Source organism: Kitasatospora sp. NPDC096128, from assembly GCF_040303105.1.
Classification (GTDB): Bacteria; Actinomycetota; Actinomycetes; order Streptomycetales; family Streptomycetaceae; genus Kitasatospora.
In genome coordinates, this window is the sequence record NZ_JBEOSP010000048.1 from 48494 (window position 1) to 64772 (window position 16279).

At 71.4% G+C, this 16279-nt stretch carries 16 protein-coding genes and 1 rRNA gene; 6 read left to right on the forward strand and 11 right to left on the reverse strand.

Annotation, left to right across the window (positions count from 1 at the left end):
* Positions 1-139: 139 nt before the first annotated feature.
* Complete coding sequence (locus tag ABTY61_RS35250; RefSeq protein ID WP_350509253.1) at positions 140-1294, forward strand: C40 family peptidase; 1155 nt, start codon at positions 140-142, stop codon at positions 1292-1294.
* A 179-nt stretch (positions 1295-1473) separates the two neighbouring features.
* Entirely contained in the window at positions 1474-2193 is a 720-nt protein-coding gene (locus ABTY61_RS35255) for a phosphatase PAP2 family protein (protein ID WP_350509254.1), read from the forward strand.
* 42 nt (positions 2194-2235) lie between these two features.
* Here ABTY61_RS35255 and ABTY61_RS35260 read toward each other — a convergent pair whose 3' ends face one another.
* Positions 2236-2430 (reverse strand): hypothetical protein, encoded by a 195-nt coding sequence (locus tag ABTY61_RS35260; protein WP_350509255.1) that lies wholly within the window; start codon positions 2428-2430, stop codon positions 2236-2238.
* A 177-nt stretch (positions 2431-2607) separates the two neighbouring features.
* Here ABTY61_RS35260 and ABTY61_RS35265 point away from each other — a divergent pair, with 177 nt between their 5' ends.
* Together ABTY61_RS35265 and ABTY61_RS35270 are read left to right on the forward strand one after the other, a co-directional pair.
* Positions 2608-3507 (forward strand): SCO4651 family lipoprotein, encoded by a 900-nt coding sequence (locus ABTY61_RS35265; RefSeq protein WP_350509256.1) that lies wholly within the window; start codon positions 2608-2610, stop codon positions 3505-3507.
* Positions 3508-3703: 196 nt separating this feature from the next.
* A complete protein-coding gene (locus ABTY61_RS35270; protein WP_350509257.1) occupies positions 3704-3892 on the forward strand; it encodes a hypothetical protein in 189 nt (62 codons plus the stop codon).
* 55 nt (positions 3893-3947) lie between these two features.
* On the opposite strand, the gene ABTY61_RS35275 is transcribed toward ABTY61_RS35270, so the two are convergent.
* Entirely contained in the window at positions 3948-4325 is a 378-nt protein-coding gene (locus ABTY61_RS35275; protein WP_350509258.1) for a metal-sensitive transcriptional regulator, read from the reverse strand.
* Positions 4326-4683: 358 nt separating this feature from the next.
* Between ABTY61_RS35275 and ABTY61_RS35280 the strand changes: the two genes are divergently transcribed.
* Entirely contained in the window at positions 4684-5304 is a 621-nt protein-coding gene (locus ABTY61_RS35280; protein WP_030059626.1) for a DUF47 domain-containing protein, read from the forward strand.
* A 5-nt stretch (positions 5305-5309) separates the two neighbouring features.
* Positions 5310-6305, forward strand: coding sequence for an inorganic phosphate transporter (locus ABTY61_RS35285; RefSeq protein WP_350509259.1), 996 nt, complete (start codon positions 5310-5312; stop codon positions 6303-6305).
* A 201-nt stretch (positions 6306-6506) separates the two neighbouring features.
* Here ABTY61_RS35285 and pstB read toward each other — a convergent pair whose 3' ends face one another.
* From pstB to rrf, 9 genes are all read right to left on the reverse strand, one after another.
* Entirely contained in the window at positions 6507-7283 is a 777-nt protein-coding gene (gene pstB, locus ABTY61_RS35290) for a phosphate ABC transporter ATP-binding protein PstB (protein ID WP_045692274.1), read from the reverse strand.
* A gap of 43 nt (positions 7284-7326) precedes the next feature.
* Positions 7327-8403: a phosphate ABC transporter permease PstA gene (pstA, locus tag ABTY61_RS35295; protein WP_350509260.1), complete on the reverse strand. Its 1077-nt coding sequence runs from the start codon at positions 8401-8403 to the stop codon at positions 7327-7329.
* Entirely contained in the window at positions 8400-9377 is a 978-nt protein-coding gene (gene pstC / locus ABTY61_RS35300) for a phosphate ABC transporter permease subunit PstC (protein ID WP_350509261.1), read from the reverse strand. The genes pstA and pstC overlap by 4 nt, the downstream gene beginning before the upstream one ends.
* Before the next feature lie 150 nt (positions 9378-9527).
* Positions 9528-10664, reverse strand: coding sequence for a phosphate ABC transporter substrate-binding protein PstS (gene pstS, locus ABTY61_RS35305; RefSeq protein WP_350509262.1), 1137 nt, complete (start codon positions 10662-10664; stop codon positions 9528-9530).
* A gap of 227 nt (positions 10665-10891) precedes the next feature.
* The gene (locus tag ABTY61_RS35310; protein WP_502895485.1) at positions 10892-11380 is read right to left on the reverse strand and encodes an NUDIX hydrolase; all 489 of its coding nucleotides are present in this window, start codon (positions 11378-11380) and stop codon (positions 10892-10894) included.
* Between the two features lie 52 nt (positions 11381-11432).
* On the reverse strand, positions 11433-12521 hold the full coding sequence (locus tag ABTY61_RS35315) for a CHAD domain-containing protein (RefSeq protein WP_350509263.1): 1089 nt from the start codon (positions 12519-12521) through the stop codon (positions 11433-11435).
* 121 nt (positions 12522-12642) lie between these two features.
* On the reverse strand, positions 12643-14820 hold the full coding sequence (locus ABTY61_RS35320; RefSeq protein ID WP_350509264.1) for an RNA degradosome polyphosphate kinase: 2178 nt from the start codon (positions 14818-14820) through the stop codon (positions 12643-12645).
* Positions 14821-15162: 342 nt separating this feature from the next.
* Entirely contained in the window at positions 15163-16131 is a 969-nt protein-coding gene (mshD, locus tag ABTY61_RS35325; protein WP_350509265.1) for a mycothiol synthase, read from the reverse strand.
* A gap of 72 nt (positions 16132-16203) precedes the next feature.
* Positions 16204-16279: ribosomal RNA gene (rrf, locus tag ABTY61_RS35330) — 5S ribosomal RNA — on the reverse strand; the annotation flags it as partial.

The following is a 16279-nucleotide window of genomic DNA, read 5'->3' on the forward strand; positions in this document are numbered from 1 at the left end:
GATTGGTCGTGAGGCATCGGACACGTACGCGAGGATGTCCACCGTACGAAGGATAGCGCTCACTCTTTGTATCTCTGATGATTGCGGTGAGCAACGCCTTCCGGGACACTTCGACTGACGATTCGTCGGGATGGTGCTGATGGTACTCCGGAAGGGCGGTACGGCCGCCGCTGCTGCGGGAGTTGTCGCGATCGGGTTCCTCGGTCTGGTGACGATGGGGACGTATGCGGCGAGTGGGACGCCGCAGCTGACGGCGAATCGTTCCGCCCTCTCTCCGGGGACCGTCCCGGCGGCCTACCAGGACGCGATCCAGAAGTGGGGCTCGCTCTGCCCGGAGATCTCCCCGCCGATGCTCGCGGCGCAGCTGTACCAGGAAAGCGGTTTCGATCCCAAGGCCCAATCCGGGGTCGGGGCGCAGGGAATGGCGCAGTTCATGCCGGACACCTGGCCGGTGTACGCCACCGACGGTGACGGGGACGGCAAGAAGGACGTCTGGAACCCGTACGACGCGATCGCCACGGCGGCGGTGTACGACTGCGCGCTCGCCAAGGACGTGGCCGGTGTGCCGGGCGACCCCCAGGCCAACATGCTGGCCGCCTACAACGCGGGACCGTACGCGGTGACGAAGAACCGGGGCATCCCGCCGTACAAGGAGACCCAGGGGTACGTCCGGAACATCCAGGCGATGGCCCGCAGTTTCGCCGCGCCGACCGCGCCGGTGGAGGTGTCCGCGCAGTCGGCCGCCGCGATCTACTTCGCGCAGACCAAGCTGGGCACGCCGTACCTGTGGGGCGGTGAGGGGCTGGCCTCGCAGAACGGGCAGTTCGACTGCTCCGGGCTCACCCGTGCCGCGTTCGAGACGGTGGGGATCGAGCTCCCCCGGGTGGCCAACGACCAGTGGTACGCCGGTCCGCACCCCTCGCGCGACCAGCTGCGGCCGGGGGACCTGGTGTTCTTCGCGACGGACCTGAGCGACCCGCGGAGCATCCACCACGTGGGGATCTACGTCGGCGGCGGCTACATGCTCAATGCGCCGCACACCGGGGCGGTGATCCGCTACGACAAGATCGACACCAGGGAGTACATCGGGGCGACCCGGGTCACCTCGGACGGCGCCCAGGCGCTGCCGACCCGCGGCAACAACGGCAACGGCGCGGTCAACGCCCCGAGCCGCCCGGGCACGACGGCGCCGACCACCCCGGCCGCCCCCGCCCAGCCGGCGGCCGCCGCCCCGCCCGCCCCGACGGCCGCGGGACGGGCCGACGCATCCGCCGGAACCGGCAGGACCGGCTGAGTCGTCCGTCCCATCTGTGTGCGGGCTGTGGACGCTGAGTCAAGTTTCCATAACCGCGCGTTTCCGTGGAACGCTGTGTCCCGGCGATGACGTTGGGTCCGGTGGCCCCTCGTCAGCTTCGCGCGCCGGGCGGGCCCGGCGGGATCGAACAGGTGCAGCGGACCAGAAGGAGGTGCGGCGTGTCGACGCCGCTTGCCGACACGACCAACCCCGACCTCGGTCTGCTCTACGCCGTCAACGGCCTGGCCAAGCGCTCCCCGCAGTGGCTGGACCACGCGGTCTCGTGGATCGGCGAGTACGGCATCCTGATCGGCCTGGCACTGCTCGGGCTGGTCGGCTGGCTGCAGGCCAGACGCCGCCCGGACGCGCCGGTGGCGATCGCCGGGCTGCTCTGGGTGCCGCTCTCGGTGGCCGTCGCCGAACTGGCCAACCTGCCGATCGCCGCGATCGTGGACCGGCCGCGGCCCTTCGTCGACCACCCGGGGCTGCTGGTGCTGGTGGACGGCAAGGCCGGCACCCACTCCTTCGTCAGCGACCACTCGACCATGACGATGGCCGTGGCGGTGTCGCTGTTCCTGGTGAACCGGAAGCTGGGCTGGATCGCCGGGGGCCTGGCCCTGCTGCAGGGCTTCTGCCGGATGTTCATGGGCGTCCACTACCCGACCGACGTGATCGGCGGCTTCGCGCTGGCCGTCGCCGTGGTACTGCTGCTGGCGCCGATCGCGATGGCGGTGCTGGTCCCGCTCTGCCACGCGCTGGGCCGGACGGCGGTGGCCCCGCTGATCCGGGCGCCGGAGCGCGGCGCCGCCGGCCGCGGCAGCGCCCAGGGCGGCCGTCGCCGCGGGCGGGGAGCGGTGCGCCGGGAGGAGCAGCCGCCGGAGTCCGACCTCGCGGCCTGACCGGGCCGGGGCCCGGGTCGGCGCCCGGCCGGACCGGACGGTCTAGTCGGAGGCCTCGGCCCCGTGCTCGGCGAGGTGGCCGACCCCCTCGCGGCGGGCCAGGTCCCGGGAGCGGCGGGCGGCGGAGTACCAGCCGCAGCTGCAGGTGGCGAAGGCGAAGGAGCCGCGTTCGCTGACCGCGACACGGTGCTCGGGCATCGGGGTGGTGCCGGGGGCGGCCGGCAGCTCACTGTGCACGGGGTTCACGGTAACGCGCCGGGCGGCCCCCGCGCGACACCCGTCGGTTCCACCCGGACCCGTAACCCTTCGCGACCCAACTCGTTTGCCCGGAAAGAGCTCTGCCCTCCCGGTGCCCCACCCGGTGCCGCAGTCGGGCGGGCAGTCGGGCCCGAGGGGGTTGTCGCGAGGATGAAGATGACCGACCAGCAGCGGACCGGTCGGCCGGCGCGCCGTCCGGGGCCGCGCCTGCGCTCGGCGGCCGCTGCCGCCGTGCTCGCCGCGGCGCTGGCCGCGGGGGCCGCCGGGTGCTCCGGCCATTCCGGCGGCGGCTCCTCCGACCAGCAGTCGAACGCCCCGGACCAGCTGGCCGGCGACCCGCTGACGGCGGTGCGCAACGCCGCCGACATCACGGGCCGCACCGGTTCCGCGCACGTCGCCACCGAGCTGGTCACGGAGTCCGCCGACAAGAAGGCCTCCTTCTCCGGGACCGGCGGCTACGACTACGTGAAGCGGATCGGCCGGCTGGAGGTCCAGGTACCGCCCGGCGCGGCGACCACCGGGAAGATCGTCGAGGTGGTCCTGCCGGGCACCGTCTACCTGCAGAACAGCGGCGCCAAGGTGCCCGAGGGCAAGTGGGTGAAGCTGGACGTGCGCCAGCTGCCGGACGGCAACCTGGTCAGCAGCGGCGCCACCGACCCGGCCTCGGCGGCGGGGGCGCTGCGCGGGGTGCAGAAGGCCGACCTGGTCGGCACCGAGACGCTGGACGGCGCCCCGCTGCACCACTACCGCGGCACCCTGGACCTGGCCAAGGCGGCCGACGCCACCGGCGGCCGGGGCGGGGACGGCCTGCGGATGGGCGGGCAGACCTTCACCGTCAAGGAGGTCCCCTACGACGCCTGGCTGGACGACCAGGGACGGCTGCACAAGGTGGTGGAGGTGTTCACCTTCGCCGGGGTCGCCGGGTCGAAGGAGGCCAAGGACCAGGTGAAGGTCACCTCGACCACCTCGCTGTCGGACTTCGGCAAGCCGGTCGAGGCGGCCGAGCCGCCCGCCTCGGACATCTACCAGATGAAGCCGACGGAGAGCCCGAAGTAGTCCGCCGGGGCAGCGCTCCGGCGCCGGGGCTGAACGGGGCGCCGCCGGAGCGGGTGGCCGTCCGGGGAGCGACGGCCACCCGTTTCGGCGGCGCCGAGATGGCCCGTCCGTGCCATGTGGACGGGCCCCGGAGTGCCTAGGCTGGACATCGGGTGGCTGCCGCCCGGGCTGGCGAGGCACTGAAGGGGTGGTGCAGGTGGTGTCGTCCACGGGCGGCCGCAACGGCGGCCACGACGACGCGGCCCTCGACGAGATCGAGCTGGCCGGCGAGCTGATGATCGCCGCGACGGCCAGCTCCGGTGACCGGCTGCCGACCGAACGGATCGACGAGGTGCTGCTGGACCGGGTGGCCCCGGCCCGGGCCGAGCAGGAGGGCGAGGGCTGACGGGCGAGGGCTGACGGGCGGCGGCCGACGGACGCCCCGGGCCGCCGGGGGTGCGTCAGCTGCGCAGCAGCCGGCCGATCGCGGCCGAGGCCTCCGCCACCTTGGCGTCCAGCTCGACGCCGCCCTGTTCGGCGGCCGCGGCGACGCAGTGCCGCAGGTGCTCCTCCAGCAGGGAGAGCGCGAAGGACTGCAGGGCCTTGGTGCTGGCCGAGACCTGGGTGAGCACGTCGATGCAGTAGACGTCCTCGTCCACCATCCGCTGGAGGCCGCGGATCTGGCCCTCGATCCGGCGCAGCCGCTTGAGGTGGGCGTCCTTCTGCGCGCTGTAGCCGTGCGGGCCGTGCCCGCCGTGGCCCGCGGGGGCGGGGGCGCCGGCCTGCGGCTCGGTCCCGGGCCCGGGGTCCGGCTCGGTGCGCGCTTGCGTCGTGGTCATCGGCCCGCCTTCGTCTGAGTGCCTGGTGGCTGCGTCGGCCACCAGTGTCCAACACCGGGGCCCCGCGTGGTGTTCCGACGGCGCACCCGGCATGTGCCGAACGGCCTGGTGGGGGGTCGTGGCGGGGTTCACCCGTCTGAGCGGCGCCCCCGGCTTCCGCACGCGGGACGGGGCAAACGCGTCGAGGTTCCGTCAGACTGAGTCCTTGCGCCGCACCTGGCGGTGCGGTCCGGGGCAGCCGGTGCGACAGCCGAACGGAAGGGGAGGATCCGCCTCCTCGGTCACCACCCCGTTTGCGCGATCGCGCTTGGTTGCACCTAGCATCGTTCAGTCCGTACCCCGCACATCGGAGAATTCCGTGCGTTTTAGCCTGACCCCGAAGGAGACGAGTTTCTACGACATGTTCGCCGCCGCCGCGGAGAACCTCGTCGTCGGATCGAAGCTCCTGCTGGAACTGCTGGGATCAGACGTGTCGGCCCGCGCGGAGATCGTCGAGCGCATGCGCGCCGCCGAGCACGCCGGGGACGACACCACCCATGCCGTCTTCCACCAGCTGAACTCCTCCTTCATCACGCCCTTCGACCGCGAGGACATCTACAGCCTCGCCTCGTCGCTGGACGACATCATGGACTTCATGGAGGAGGCCGTAGACCTGGTCGTCCTCTACGACATCCAGACCCTGCCGAAGGGCATCGAGCAGCAGATCGAGGTGCTGGCCCGCGCCGCGGAGCTCACCGCCGAGGCGATGCCGAACCTGCGCAGCATGTCGAACCTGACCGAGTACTGGATCGAGGTCAACCGGCTGGAGAACCAGGCCGACCAGATCCACCGCAAGCTGCTCGCCCACCTGTTCTCCGGTCAGTACGACGCCATCGAGGTCCTCAAGCTCAAGCAGGTCGTGGACGTCCTTGAGGAGGCGGCGGACGCGTTCGAGCACGTCGCCAACACGGTGGAGACCATCGCCGTCAAGGAGTCCTGACCCTCGTGGACATGGCTGCACTCATCGCCGTCATCGGCGTTGCGTTCTTCTTCACGTACACCAACGGCTTCCACGACTCGGCGAACGCGATCGCCACGTCGGTCTCCACCCGGGCGCTGACCCCGAAGGCCGCGCTCGCGATGGCCGCCGTGATGAACCTGGCCGGTGCCTTCCTGGGCAGCGGGGTGGCGCACACCGTCTCGAAGGGGATCATCGAGACCCCCACCGGCAACCAGGGGATGGCGATCCTCTTCGCCGCCCTGGTCGGCGCGATCGCCTGGAACCTGGTCACCTGGTACTTCGGCCTGCCGTCCTCCTCCTCGCACGCGCTGTTCGGCGGCATGGTGGGCGCGGCCCTGGCCGGCGGCGTCGACGTGATCTGGAGCGGGGTCCTCGACAAGATCGTCATCCCGATGATCGTCTCGCCGGTGGTCGGCCTGATCGGCGGCTTCATCGTGATGCTGGCGATCCTGTGGATCTTCCGCCGGGCCAACCCGCACAAGGCCAAGCGCAACTTCCGGGTCGCCCAGACCGCCTCGGCCGCCGCGATGGCGCTGGCCCACGGTCTGCAGGACGCCCAGAAGACCATGGGCATCGTGGTCATGGCGCTCACCATCTCCGGCCACCAGACCACCGGCGACATCCCGGTCTGGGTGAAGATCTCCTGCGCGACCATGCTCTCGCTGGGCACCTACGCGGGCGGCTGGCGGATCATGCGCACTCTCGGCCGCAAGATCATCGAGCTGGACCCGCCGCAGGGCTTCGCGGCCGAGGCCACCTCCTCGGTGATCATGTACATCACGTCGTTCGTCTTCAAGGCGCCGATCTCCACCACCCACGTGATCACCGCAGCGATCATGGGCGTGGGGGCCACCAAGCGGATCCGCGCGGTGCGCTGGGGCGTCGCCAAGAACATCGTGCTCGGCTGGTTCATCACGATGCCGGCGGCCGCCATCGTCGCAGCGCTGATGTACTGGTTCGTCCACCTGTTCTGGGGCTGATCCCCGGCCCGGAACCGGCCTGATCCGCCCCGAGCCGAAGGGCCGGGTCCCAGCGCCCCGGCGGCGAGCGGGCGAGCCCCCGCCCCGGCGGCGAGCGGGCGAGCAAGAGACAGGGCCCGCCCCCACATCTCGGGGGCGGGCCCTTCTTCATGCCCCGCGGCGGCACCGCCATGCAGCACCGCGGGACAGCTGGGGTCCGGCTCAGCCGAAGCGGCCGGAGATGTAGTCCTCGGTCGCCTGCACGGACGGGTTGGAGAAGATCCGCTGGGTGTCGTCCAGCTCGATCAGCTTGCCCGGCTGGCCGACGCCGGCCAGGTTGAAGAAGGCGGTGCGGTCGCTGACGCGGGCCGCCTGCTGCATGTTGTGGGTCACGATGACGATGGTGAACTGCGACTTCAGCTCACCGATCAGGTCCTCGATGGCGAGGGTGGAGATCGGGTCGAGCGCGGAGCAGGGCTCGTCCATCAGCAGGACCTGCGGCTCGACCGCGATCGCGCGGGCGATGCACAGGCGCTGCTGCTGACCGCCGGAGAGGCCGGCGCCCGGCTTGTTCAGCCGGTTGTGGACCTCCTTCCAGAGGTTGGCGCCCTTCAGCGAGCGCTCCACCACCTCGTCCAGGACGGCCTTCTTCTTCACACCGGCGAGCTTGAGCCCGGCGACCACGTTGTCGTAGATCGACATGGTCGGGAACGGGTTCGGGCGCTGGAAGACCATGCCGATGGAACGGCGGACGGCGACCGGGTCGACGTTGGAGGCGTACAGGTTCTCGTCGTCCAGGAGGACCTTGCCCTCGACCCGGGCGCCGGGGATCACCTCGTGCATCCGGTTGAGGGTGCGCAGGAAGGTGGACTTCCCGCAGCCGGAGGGGCCGATGAAGGCGGTCACCGAGCGGGGCTCGATGCTCATCGAGATGTCCTCGATGGCCTTGGTGGTGCCGTAGTAGGCCGACAGTCCGCTGACGTCGATGCGCTTGGCCATGATCGTTGCTTCTCTCGTCTGTCTTCGTACGTCAGTCGGTCGCTCAGTGTCCGGCCTTGGGCGAGCGCCAGCGTGCGATGCCCCGGGCGATGAGGTTGAGCCCCATCACGAAGGCGATCAGCACCAGCGCGGCGCCCCAGGCGCGGGCGTAGCCGAAGTCGTTGTTGACCACCGAGTACTGCTGCCAGATGTACATCGGCAGGGACTGCTGCGGTCCGTCGAACGGGTTGCTGTTGATGTAGTCGGCGCCGAACACCAGCATCATCACCGGGGCGGTCTCGCCCGTGATGCGGGCGACCGCGAGCATCACACCGGTGGTGATGCCGCCGATCGCGGTGGGGAGGACGATCCGCAGGATGGTCTTCCACTTCGGCACGCCGAGGGCGTACGAGGCCTCGCGCAGCTCGTTCGGGACGAGCTTGAGCATCTCCTCGGTGGAGCGGACCACGACCGGGATCATCAGGATGGCCAGCGCGAGGCTGCCCGAGAAGCCGGAGTAGCCGAAGCCCAGGGCGAGGTTCCACAGCGAAAGGACGAACAGACCGGCGACGATCGACGGGACGCCCGTCATGACGTCGACGAAGAAGGTGACCGTCTTGGCGAGCCGGCCGCGGCCGTACTCCACCAGGTAGACGGCGGTCAGCAGACCGAGCGGGGCGGCCATCAGGGTGGCCAGGCCGACCTGCTGGAGGGTGCCGAGCAGTGCGTGGTAGATGCCGCCGCCGGGGCCGGACTGGATCACGCCCTTCATCGAGTGGCTCAGGAAGTTCCCGTTCACCACGCCGATGCCCTGCTGAATGGTGTAGACGGTCAGCGAGACCAGGGGGACGACGGCCAGGATGAAGGCGACCCAGACCACCGAGGTGGCGAGCCGGTCCTTGGCCTGGCGGCGGCCCTCGACCTGGGCCGAGATCAGGTAGCTGCCGAGCAGGAACAGCAGGGCGGAGATCAGGCCCCACTGGAGGTGGCTCTGCAGCCCGCCGGCGGCGCCGATCCCGCAGCCGACCGCGATCGCGCCGACGGCGACGACGGGCGGGGTCCACTTGGGCAGCCGGTTGGCGGTCAGCTTCGGGCCGACCTGCGGCCGGGCGTCCTCGGGGACGGTAGTGGCGGTGGTCATGCGTTGGCCCCCGAGTACTCCTTGCGGCGGGCGATGATCAGTCGCGCGGCACCGTTCACCAGCAGGGTGATCACGAACAGGACGAGACCGGAGGCCATCAGCGCGTCGCGGCCGTTGTTGCCGGCCTCGGCGAACTTCAGCGCGATGTTCTGCGCGAAGGTGCCGCCGCCCGCGTCGAGGATGTGGAGCGACAGGATGCTGTTGGCGGAGAGCACCACCGCGACCGCGATGGTCTCGCCGAGCGCCCGGCCGAGGCCGAGCATGGAGGCCGAGATGATGCCGGGGCGGCCGAAGGGCAGCACCGCGGTGCGGATCATCTCCCAGCGGGTCGCGCCGAGCGCGAGCGCCGCCTCCTCGTGCATCCGCGGCACCTGGCGGAACACCTCGCGGGAGACCGCGGTGATGATCGGCAGGACCATGATCGCCAGCAGGATGCCGACGGTGAACAGGTTGCGCGGGGTACCGGTCTTGGTCTGGTCGAAGATGTACGTCCAGCCCAGGTACTGGTTGAGCCAGCTGGTCAGCCCGTCCATGTGCGGGACCAGGAACAGCGCGCCCCAGAGGCCGTAGACGATGCTGGGGACGGCGGCGAGCAGGTCGACCAGGTAGGCGAACGGCTGGGCGATCCGCCGCGGCGCGTAGTGCGAGATGAACAGCGCGATCCCGATGGCCACCGGGACGGCGATCACCATCGCGATGACGGCGCTGACGACGGTGCCGAAGGCCAGGACGGCGATGCCGAAGACCGGCTTCGGGGCGTCCGGCGTCCACTCGAAGGTGGTGAGGAAGTTGCCGTCGTTGTTGCTGAGGGCCTGGCCCGAGCGCCAGGCCAGGAAGCCGGCGATCGCGGCCATGATGACCAGCAGCAGGATGCCCGCGCCGCGGGCGAGGTTCATGAAGATCTTGTCGCCGACGCGGCTGTCGCGCTGTCGGCGATCCCTGCCTCGCGGGGCGGCAGGGGAGGATGAAGTCATTGGTCTACTCCGGTCTGGTGGTGCCGCCCCGGTAGGGGGTCGGCACCATGGCGGCGGTGCCCCGGACGTTGGTGCTGGGTTGGTGCGTTCCGGCGGGACGGCCCCGGCCCCCCTCGCTCACGGGGCCGTCCCACCGGTGGTCCGGTCGGGTCAGGCGAGGGTGCCGACGGCGGCCTTGACCTTGTCGCCGATCGCGGCCGGCATCGGGACGTAGCCCTTGTCGGCGATCGACTTCTGGGCGGCGTCGCTGATGGTGTAGGTCAGGAAGGACTTCAGGGTGTCCAGCGTCTCGGCCTTGTTGCCCTTGTCGCAGGCGATCTCGTAGGTCACCAGGACGATCGGGTAGGCGTTGTCGGCCTTGGTGCCGTAGTCCAGGGAGAGGGCGAGGTCGCCGTCGGTGCCCGTGACGGTGGAGGAGGCGATGGTGAGCGCGGCGTTGGCGGCGGTCGCCTCGACGGGCTTGGCGGCACCGGTGGCGATCTGGGCGCTCTTCAGGTTGTTGGTCTGGGCGTAGGACAGCTCGGCGTAGCCGATCGAGTTCTTGACCTGCTTGATCTGGGCCGAGACGCCGGCGCTGCCGTTCGCGGACTGGCCGCCCTTGCCCTTCCACGCCTTGCTCGGCTCGGCGCTCCAGGCGCCGCCACCGGTCTTGGCGAAGTACGAGGTCAGGTTGAAGGTGGTGCCGGAGTCGTCCGAGCGGTGGAAGCTCTGGATCTCGGCGTCCGGCAGCTTCGCGCCGGGGTTCAGGGCGACGATGGCCGGGTCGTTCCACTTGGTGATCTGCGAGTCGAAGATCTTGGCGGCGGTCGGGCCGTCCAGGACCAGGTTGTCGATGCCCTCGACGTTGTAGACCAGCGAGACCAGACCGGCCACCATCGGCAGGTCGATCGCCTTGCCGCCGGTGCAGACGGCCTTGGAGGCGTCGACGTCGGCGGGCTTGAGGGCGAAGTCGGTGCCGGCGAAGGCGACCTTGCCCTGGGTGAACTGCTGGACGCCGGCACCGGAGCCGCCGCCGCTGTAGTTGACCGTGGTGCCGGAGCAGGCGGAGCCGAAGTTGGTCTTCCACACGTCGATGGCGGGGGCCTGCGCGGTCGAACCGGCGCCCAGGAGCGTGCCGGCCTTGCCACAGTTGATCGCGGCACCGGCCGCGGAGGAGCCGCTGGAACCGCCGGACGCCGTGGTGGAGTTGTTGTTGTCCGACCCGCAGGCAGCGAGCGACAGCGAGCTGACGAGCGCCATGGCACCGATGGCGAGGGCCTTGGAGCGGCCGTTCCGCTGGAGCTTCACAGGGGTGTCCCTTTCTGTGGCATTGCCCGCTGCGCGGGCCGTACGAGTACGGCTGAGCATGGGTTTTGCTGTGGTCCGGGGCCCGTGCGGCCCGCCGGTAGTCCCGAAGTTAGGCCGGGTAAGTGACACGACAGCCGGTCGCAAGTGAACGGGAAGTGAACCTCGAACGGATGACAGGAAACTACGTCACGTAGTAACGGTTGCGTCACGGCATGGGCGCGGGAAGATCACTTCCGCCGTTCCTCCACCCGCCGCGCCCCGCTCGTCCGTACGGGCTTGGCACCCAGCATCACCAGCAGCGCGTCGATCAGCAACCGGTCGCGGTCATGGGTCAGCCGCGCCCGGGCCTTGCCCGCGGGCAGCCACTCCAGGCGGTCCACCTCGCGGTTCGGCCGGAACCCCCCGGCGGTCGGCACCGCGGCCCAGTACCGGACCTCCTTCGGACGGCCCTGCGCCAGGTAGTGCTGGGTGGGCAGCTCGGGGCCGAGCAGGCAGTGGAAGCCGGTCTCCTCCCGGACCTCGCGCAGCGCCGCCTCGACCACCCCCTCGCCCGGGTCGAGCTTGCCCTTGGGCAGGCTCCAGTCGTCGTACTTCGGGCGGTGGATCACCGCGATCCGCGGCCGCCCCAGCCGACCGCTGGGCTTCGGCCGGCCGGGCAGCCAGAGCACCCCGCCCGCCGCCAGGACCACCGGGAAGCGGCCCGCCCGGGCCGTCACCCGCTCCGCCGTCGGGTCCGCTGCCCGCCCGGTGCTCAGGCGATCGTGCAATTCAAGCCGTCCGTGGTGCGGGGGAATGCCCCCAGCCCTCGGCAGGGGGGAGCTCCAGCCAACCGTCCGGGCCCGGCGGGAGCTCGGGCCACCGGCGGCCGAAGGCGTACCGCGCCGCCTCGACCTCCAGTCGTTGATCAGCATGCACCACGCCCAGCACGTAGGCGGTCGCGGGGGTGATCCGCGGGGTGCGCGCCGCGGTCGCGGCGGTCACCGCGGCGTCCGCCGCCTCCTGGTGCCGGTCCAGCACCGCGTCCAGCTCGTCCAGCTCGGCGGACGACCGGCCGCACACCTCCAGCGCGTACCGGGCCCGCTTCACCAGGATCCGCAGCCGCGACCAGGGCGCGTCGTCGGCCGCCAGCGCGGTGTCCGCGTCCGCCGCGCCGCGCGCCGCCGGCACCGCGCCCAGCCGGCGCAGCCCGTCCCCGCCGTACGGCGTCGCGGCCCGGTGCAGCGGCAGCTGCTGGGCGCTCGCCGACAGCGCGGTGAACGCGGCCGCCGCCTGCGGCAGCAGTACCGCCGACGCCCGGCCGCCCGCCGCCTCCAGCAGCGGCGCCTCGCCGACCAGCAGGGTCATCCGGTCCGCCAGGGCGTGCAGCCGGGCCGAGCGGAGCTCCTGGAGCACCGTGGAGTGCGCCCTGGTCCGGGCCAGGGTCAGCTGCCGGTCCAGCAGTGCCCGCGCCTTGGGGGCGCCCGCGTGGCCGGCCAGCATGCCCGTCCCGTCCGGGTCCGTGCCGCTCAGCGAGTCCACCGCGCCCAGCAGCCGGGCCGAGCGGCGGACGTAACCGGGCTCCAGCGCCAACAGGTTGAGCAGCCAGCGCAGTTCGGTGCGCGACTCCTGCGCCCAGGCCTGCTCGAACACGGCCCCGAAGGTGTGCAGCAGCCCGCCGATCCGCCGCACGGCCCGCAGCAGGTCGGCGGTGCCGCTCGCCGGAACGGCCGCGGCCGAGCCCGGTCTGGCGCCGACCTCGCCCACCGCGAGCGGCAGGGCGCGCAGGAACGCGCCGGCCTGGGCGGTGAGTTGACGGGAAAGGATGTCCCCGGCGGTCGCTGTGGAGGCCGCCTGGGCCGTCATCGGCGCTTCGGTCATGGCGTGGTTGATCCCCGTTCCCCCGGGGCCCTTCCCCGGGGCTGGTGGCCGACCGCCGCAGCAGGTCCCCTCGGGGCCTCGGGGGCCCCGCCTGCTCCGGCGGCTCGCATCAGTGGACGCGTCAGCGCGAGGTGGCGGCCCGACGGCGCTGGCGCGAATCGATGAGCAGGTCCTGGACGTGCCGCAGCGGCTTGCCCTCGGTGTCCTGCGAGTGGCGTTCCCAGGCCCCGTCCGGCCCCAGGTGCCAGGACTCGGTCTCGTCCGAGACACCGAGGTCGATCAGCCCGGACAGCTCGGCGCGGTGCGCCGGGTCGGTGATCCGCATCAGCGCCTCGATCCGGCGGTCCAGGTTGCGGTGCATCATGTCGGCGCTGCCGATCCACACCTCGGGATCGCCGTTGTTGCCGAACACGAAGATCCGGGAGTGCTCCAGGAAGCGCCCCAGGATGCTGCGCACCCGGATGTTCTCGCTCAGCCCCGGCACCCCGGGCCGGATCGCGCAGATGCCGCGCACCCAGACGTCCACCGGCACCCCGGCCTGGGAGGCCCGGTAGAGCGCGTCGATCACGGTCTCGTCGACGATCGAGTTGACCTTGATCTTCACGTACGCGGGCCGGCCGGCCCGGTGGTGGGCGATCTCGTTGTGGATCCGGGAGACCAGCCCGTCGCGCAGGCCGCGCGGGGCGGTCAGCAGCCGGCGGTAGGACTCCCGGCGCGAGTAGCCGGACAGCCGGTTGAAGAGGTCCGAGAGGTCGGCGCCGACCTGCGGGTCGGAGGTGAGCAGACCGATGTCCTCGTACAGCCGGGCGGTCTTCGGGTGGTAGTTGCCGGTGCCGACGTGGGAGTAGCGGCGCAGGGTGTCGCCCTCCTCGCGGACCACCAGCGACAGCTTGCAGTGGGTCTTCAGGCCGACCAGGCCGTAGACCACGTGGCAGCCGGCCTCCTCCAGCTTGCGGGCCCACTTGATGTTGGCCTGCTCGTCGAAGCGCGCCTTGATCTCGACCAGCACCAGCACCTGCTTGCCGGACTCGGCCGCGTCGATCAGCGCGTCCACGATCGGCGAGTCGCCGGAGGTGCGGTACAGGGTCTGCTTGATCGCCAGCACGTCCGGGTCGGCCGCGGCCTGCTCCAGGAAGGCCTGCACCGAGGTGGAGAAGCTGTCGTACGGGTGGTGCAGCAGGACGTCGCGCTCGCGCATCGCGACGAAGATGTCCGGCTGGGAGGCGGACTCGACGTCGGTCAGTCCGCGGGCCGTACCGGCCACGAACTTCGGGTACTTGAGCTCCGGCCGGTCCAACTCGGCGATGCCGAACAGCCCGGTCAGGTCCAGCGGCCCGGGCAGCGGGAAGACCTCCGCCTCGGTGATGTTCAGCTCCCGCACCAGCAGGTCCAGGATGTAGGGGTCGATCGACTCCTCGACCTCCAGCCGGACCGGCGGGCCGAAGCGCCGCCGCATCAGCTCCTTCTCCAGGGCCTTGAGGATGTTCTCGGTGTCGTCCTCCTCCACCTCCAGGTCCTCGTTGCGGGTGACGCGGAAGGCGTGGTGGGCCAGCACCTCCATCCCCGGGAAGAGCTCCTCCAGGTGCGCGCCCATGACGTCCTCGAGCGGGACGTACCGCTGGGGCGAGGCCTCCAGGAAGCGGGCCAGCGACTGCGGCACCTTCACGCGCGCGAAGTGCTTGTGGCCGGACACCGGGTTGCGGACGACCACGGCCAGGTTGAGCGAGAGCCCCGATATGTAGGGGAAGGGGTGCGCCGGGTCGACCGCCAGCGGGGTCAGCACCGGGAAGATCTTCTGCCGGAACAGGGAGTGCAGCCGGGCCTGCTCCTTCTCCGCCAGCTCCGGCCAGCGGACCACCTCGATGCCCTCGGCGGCGAGGTCCGGCAGCACCTCCTGCTGGAAGGCGGCGGCATGGCGGGCCATCAGCTCGCGCGAGCGGGTCCAGATCAGGTCCAGCACCTCGCGCGGCTGGAGGCCGGAGGCACTGCGCTGGGCGACGCCGGTGGCGATCCGGCGCTTGAGGCCGGCGACCCGGACCATGAAGAACTCGTCCAGGTTGCTCGCGAAGATCGCCAGGAACTTCGCCCGCTCGAGGAGCGGGATCCCCGGGTCCTCGGCCAGCTCCAGGACGCGCTCGTTGAACGCGAGCCAGCTCCGCTCACGGTCCAGGAAGCGGCCCTGCGGCAGTGCTTCGAACTCCTGCTCGTCCGTGGCCGGCAGCTCCGGCGGGACGCCCAGCGCACTGGACATCCGCGCCGCGGGCGCCAGCGGGGCAGGGACGGGGCGGGGGATGCTCATGGGTTCCAGCTCCTCCAGCAGGACGACGTCCGAACACGAATGGCTCTGCGGGCCGTCGCCCTCGCCCCGGGTCGCCCCCGGGGACAGCGCCCACCCACCGGGCGCGGTCCGTACAGGACCGGCCGGGGAATGGCGGTCGACTCTGCACGAGCGAGACACTACGGACTTCATCCTGTGATCTTCGCGGCAGCAATTGAATCCACGGTAAACACCGCATGGCCAGGAGGAAAGCTGAGTCGGTCGGAGCAAGGGGGCGGCGGGGTCCCCCGCCGCCGCCCGCGACCGCTTCGTTACCGCCGGGCCGGCTGCGACGTGGGGTCGGTGGTGGGGCCGGCGGTGGGTCTAGTGGTCGGCGTCCCGGTCCGCCCGGTACCGGGCGCGGTACATGAGGTCCACCTCGTGGACGGTGAATCCCAGTCGCTCGTAGACCCGGACGGCGGCCGGGTTGTCGGCGTCGACGTAGAGGAGGACGGTCTCCAGTCCGCGCTCGCCGGAGGCTGAGCCGGTCAGGTGACGCAGGCCGGCGGCGGTCAGCGCGCGGCCGAGGCCGCTGCCCTGCTCGGCCGGGTCCACCCCGACGACGTACACCTCGCCGAGCTCCGGCTCGGTGGCGGCGGCCGGGTGCACCTTGGTCCAGTGGAAGCCGACGACCTTGCCGTCCCGGGTCGCGAGGAAGAAGCCCGCCGGGTCGAACCAGGGCTCGGCGATCCGCTCCGCCAGGTCCTGCTCCGTCCAGGAGCCCTGCTCCGGGTGATGGGCGAAGGCCAGGGCGTTCAGCCGCAGCCACTCGGCGTCGTCCTCGCCCGGACGGAAGGTACGGAGCTCGATGCCCTCGGGGACGGCCACGGCCTCGGTCTGCGGACCGGTGCGACGCATCTGCCGCAGCTCCCGGACCAGCTCGGCGCCGTACGCCCCGGCCAGGTGCCGGGCCGCCGGATGGCCGCCGTGCACCCAGAAGTCCACCGCGTCCCGGCCGGCCGCGTGGGCCTGCTCCAGGACGGCGTCCACCAGCGGACGGGCCAGGCCGCGACCGCGGGCGGCCGGGTCGACCACCAGCTCGGCAGCCGGGTTGGCGGCTGCGGTCTCCGGCACCTCCAGCTGGCCGTAGCCGACGACGGTCCCGCTCTCGTTCCGGAGGATGTGAGTGACACCCGGCCGGGGCGTCTCGGCGTTCCGCAGCCGGAGCCGGCCCTGCTCGGAGACGGCGGCGCGACCGTCGACGGCCTGGGCCTCCGCCAGAACACGCAGGGCGCCGTCGCACTGCTCGGGGCGGAGCACGTTGCTCGCAATGACCGCTGTCTGATCGTCCATGCCCTGACGATACGTCAACGGAAATGCGAAAAGCCCCTGATCCGAAGGGATCAGGGGCTTTTCTGAATGATTGTTCGGCGGCGTCCTACTCTCCCACAGGGTCCCCCCTGCAGTACCATCGGCGCTGTGAGGCTTAGCTTCCGGGTTC

What these genes read in the sequence shown, in the direction of transcription:
- pstC (WP_350509261.1), bottom strand. Translation starts at nt 9,377, where the DNA reads ATGACTTCATCCTCCCCTGCCGCCCCGCGAGGCAGGGATCGCCGACAG.
- ABTY61_RS35315 (WP_350509263.1), bottom strand. Translation starts at nt 12,521, where the DNA reads ATGACCGAAGCGCCGATGACGGCCCAGGCGGCCTCCACAGCGACCGCC.
- ABTY61_RS35275 (WP_350509258.1), bottom strand. Translation starts at nt 4,325, where the DNA reads ATGACCACGACGCAAGCGCGCACCGAGCCGGACCCCGGGCCCGGGACC.
- ABTY61_RS35250 (WP_350509253.1), top strand. Translation starts at nt 140, where the DNA reads ATGGTACTCCGGAAGGGCGGTACGGCCGCCGCTGCTGCGGGAGTTGTC.
- ABTY61_RS35320 (WP_350509264.1), bottom strand. Translation starts at nt 14,820, where the DNA reads ATGAGCATCCCCCGCCCCGTCCCTGCCCCGCTGGCGCCCGCGGCGCGG.
- ABTY61_RS35265 (WP_350509256.1), top strand. Translation starts at nt 2,608, where the DNA reads ATGACCGACCAGCAGCGGACCGGTCGGCCGGCGCGCCGTCCGGGGCCG.
- mshD (WP_350509265.1), bottom strand. Translation starts at nt 16,131, where the DNA reads ATGGACGATCAGACAGCGGTCATTGCGAGCAACGTGCTCCGCCCCGAG.
- pstB (WP_045692274.1), bottom strand. Translation starts at nt 7,283, where the DNA reads ATGGCCAAGCGCATCGACGTCAGCGGACTGTCGGCCTACTACGGCACC.
- pstA (WP_350509260.1), bottom strand. Translation starts at nt 8,403, where the DNA reads ATGACCACCGCCACTACCGTCCCCGAGGACGCCCGGCCGCAGGTCGGC.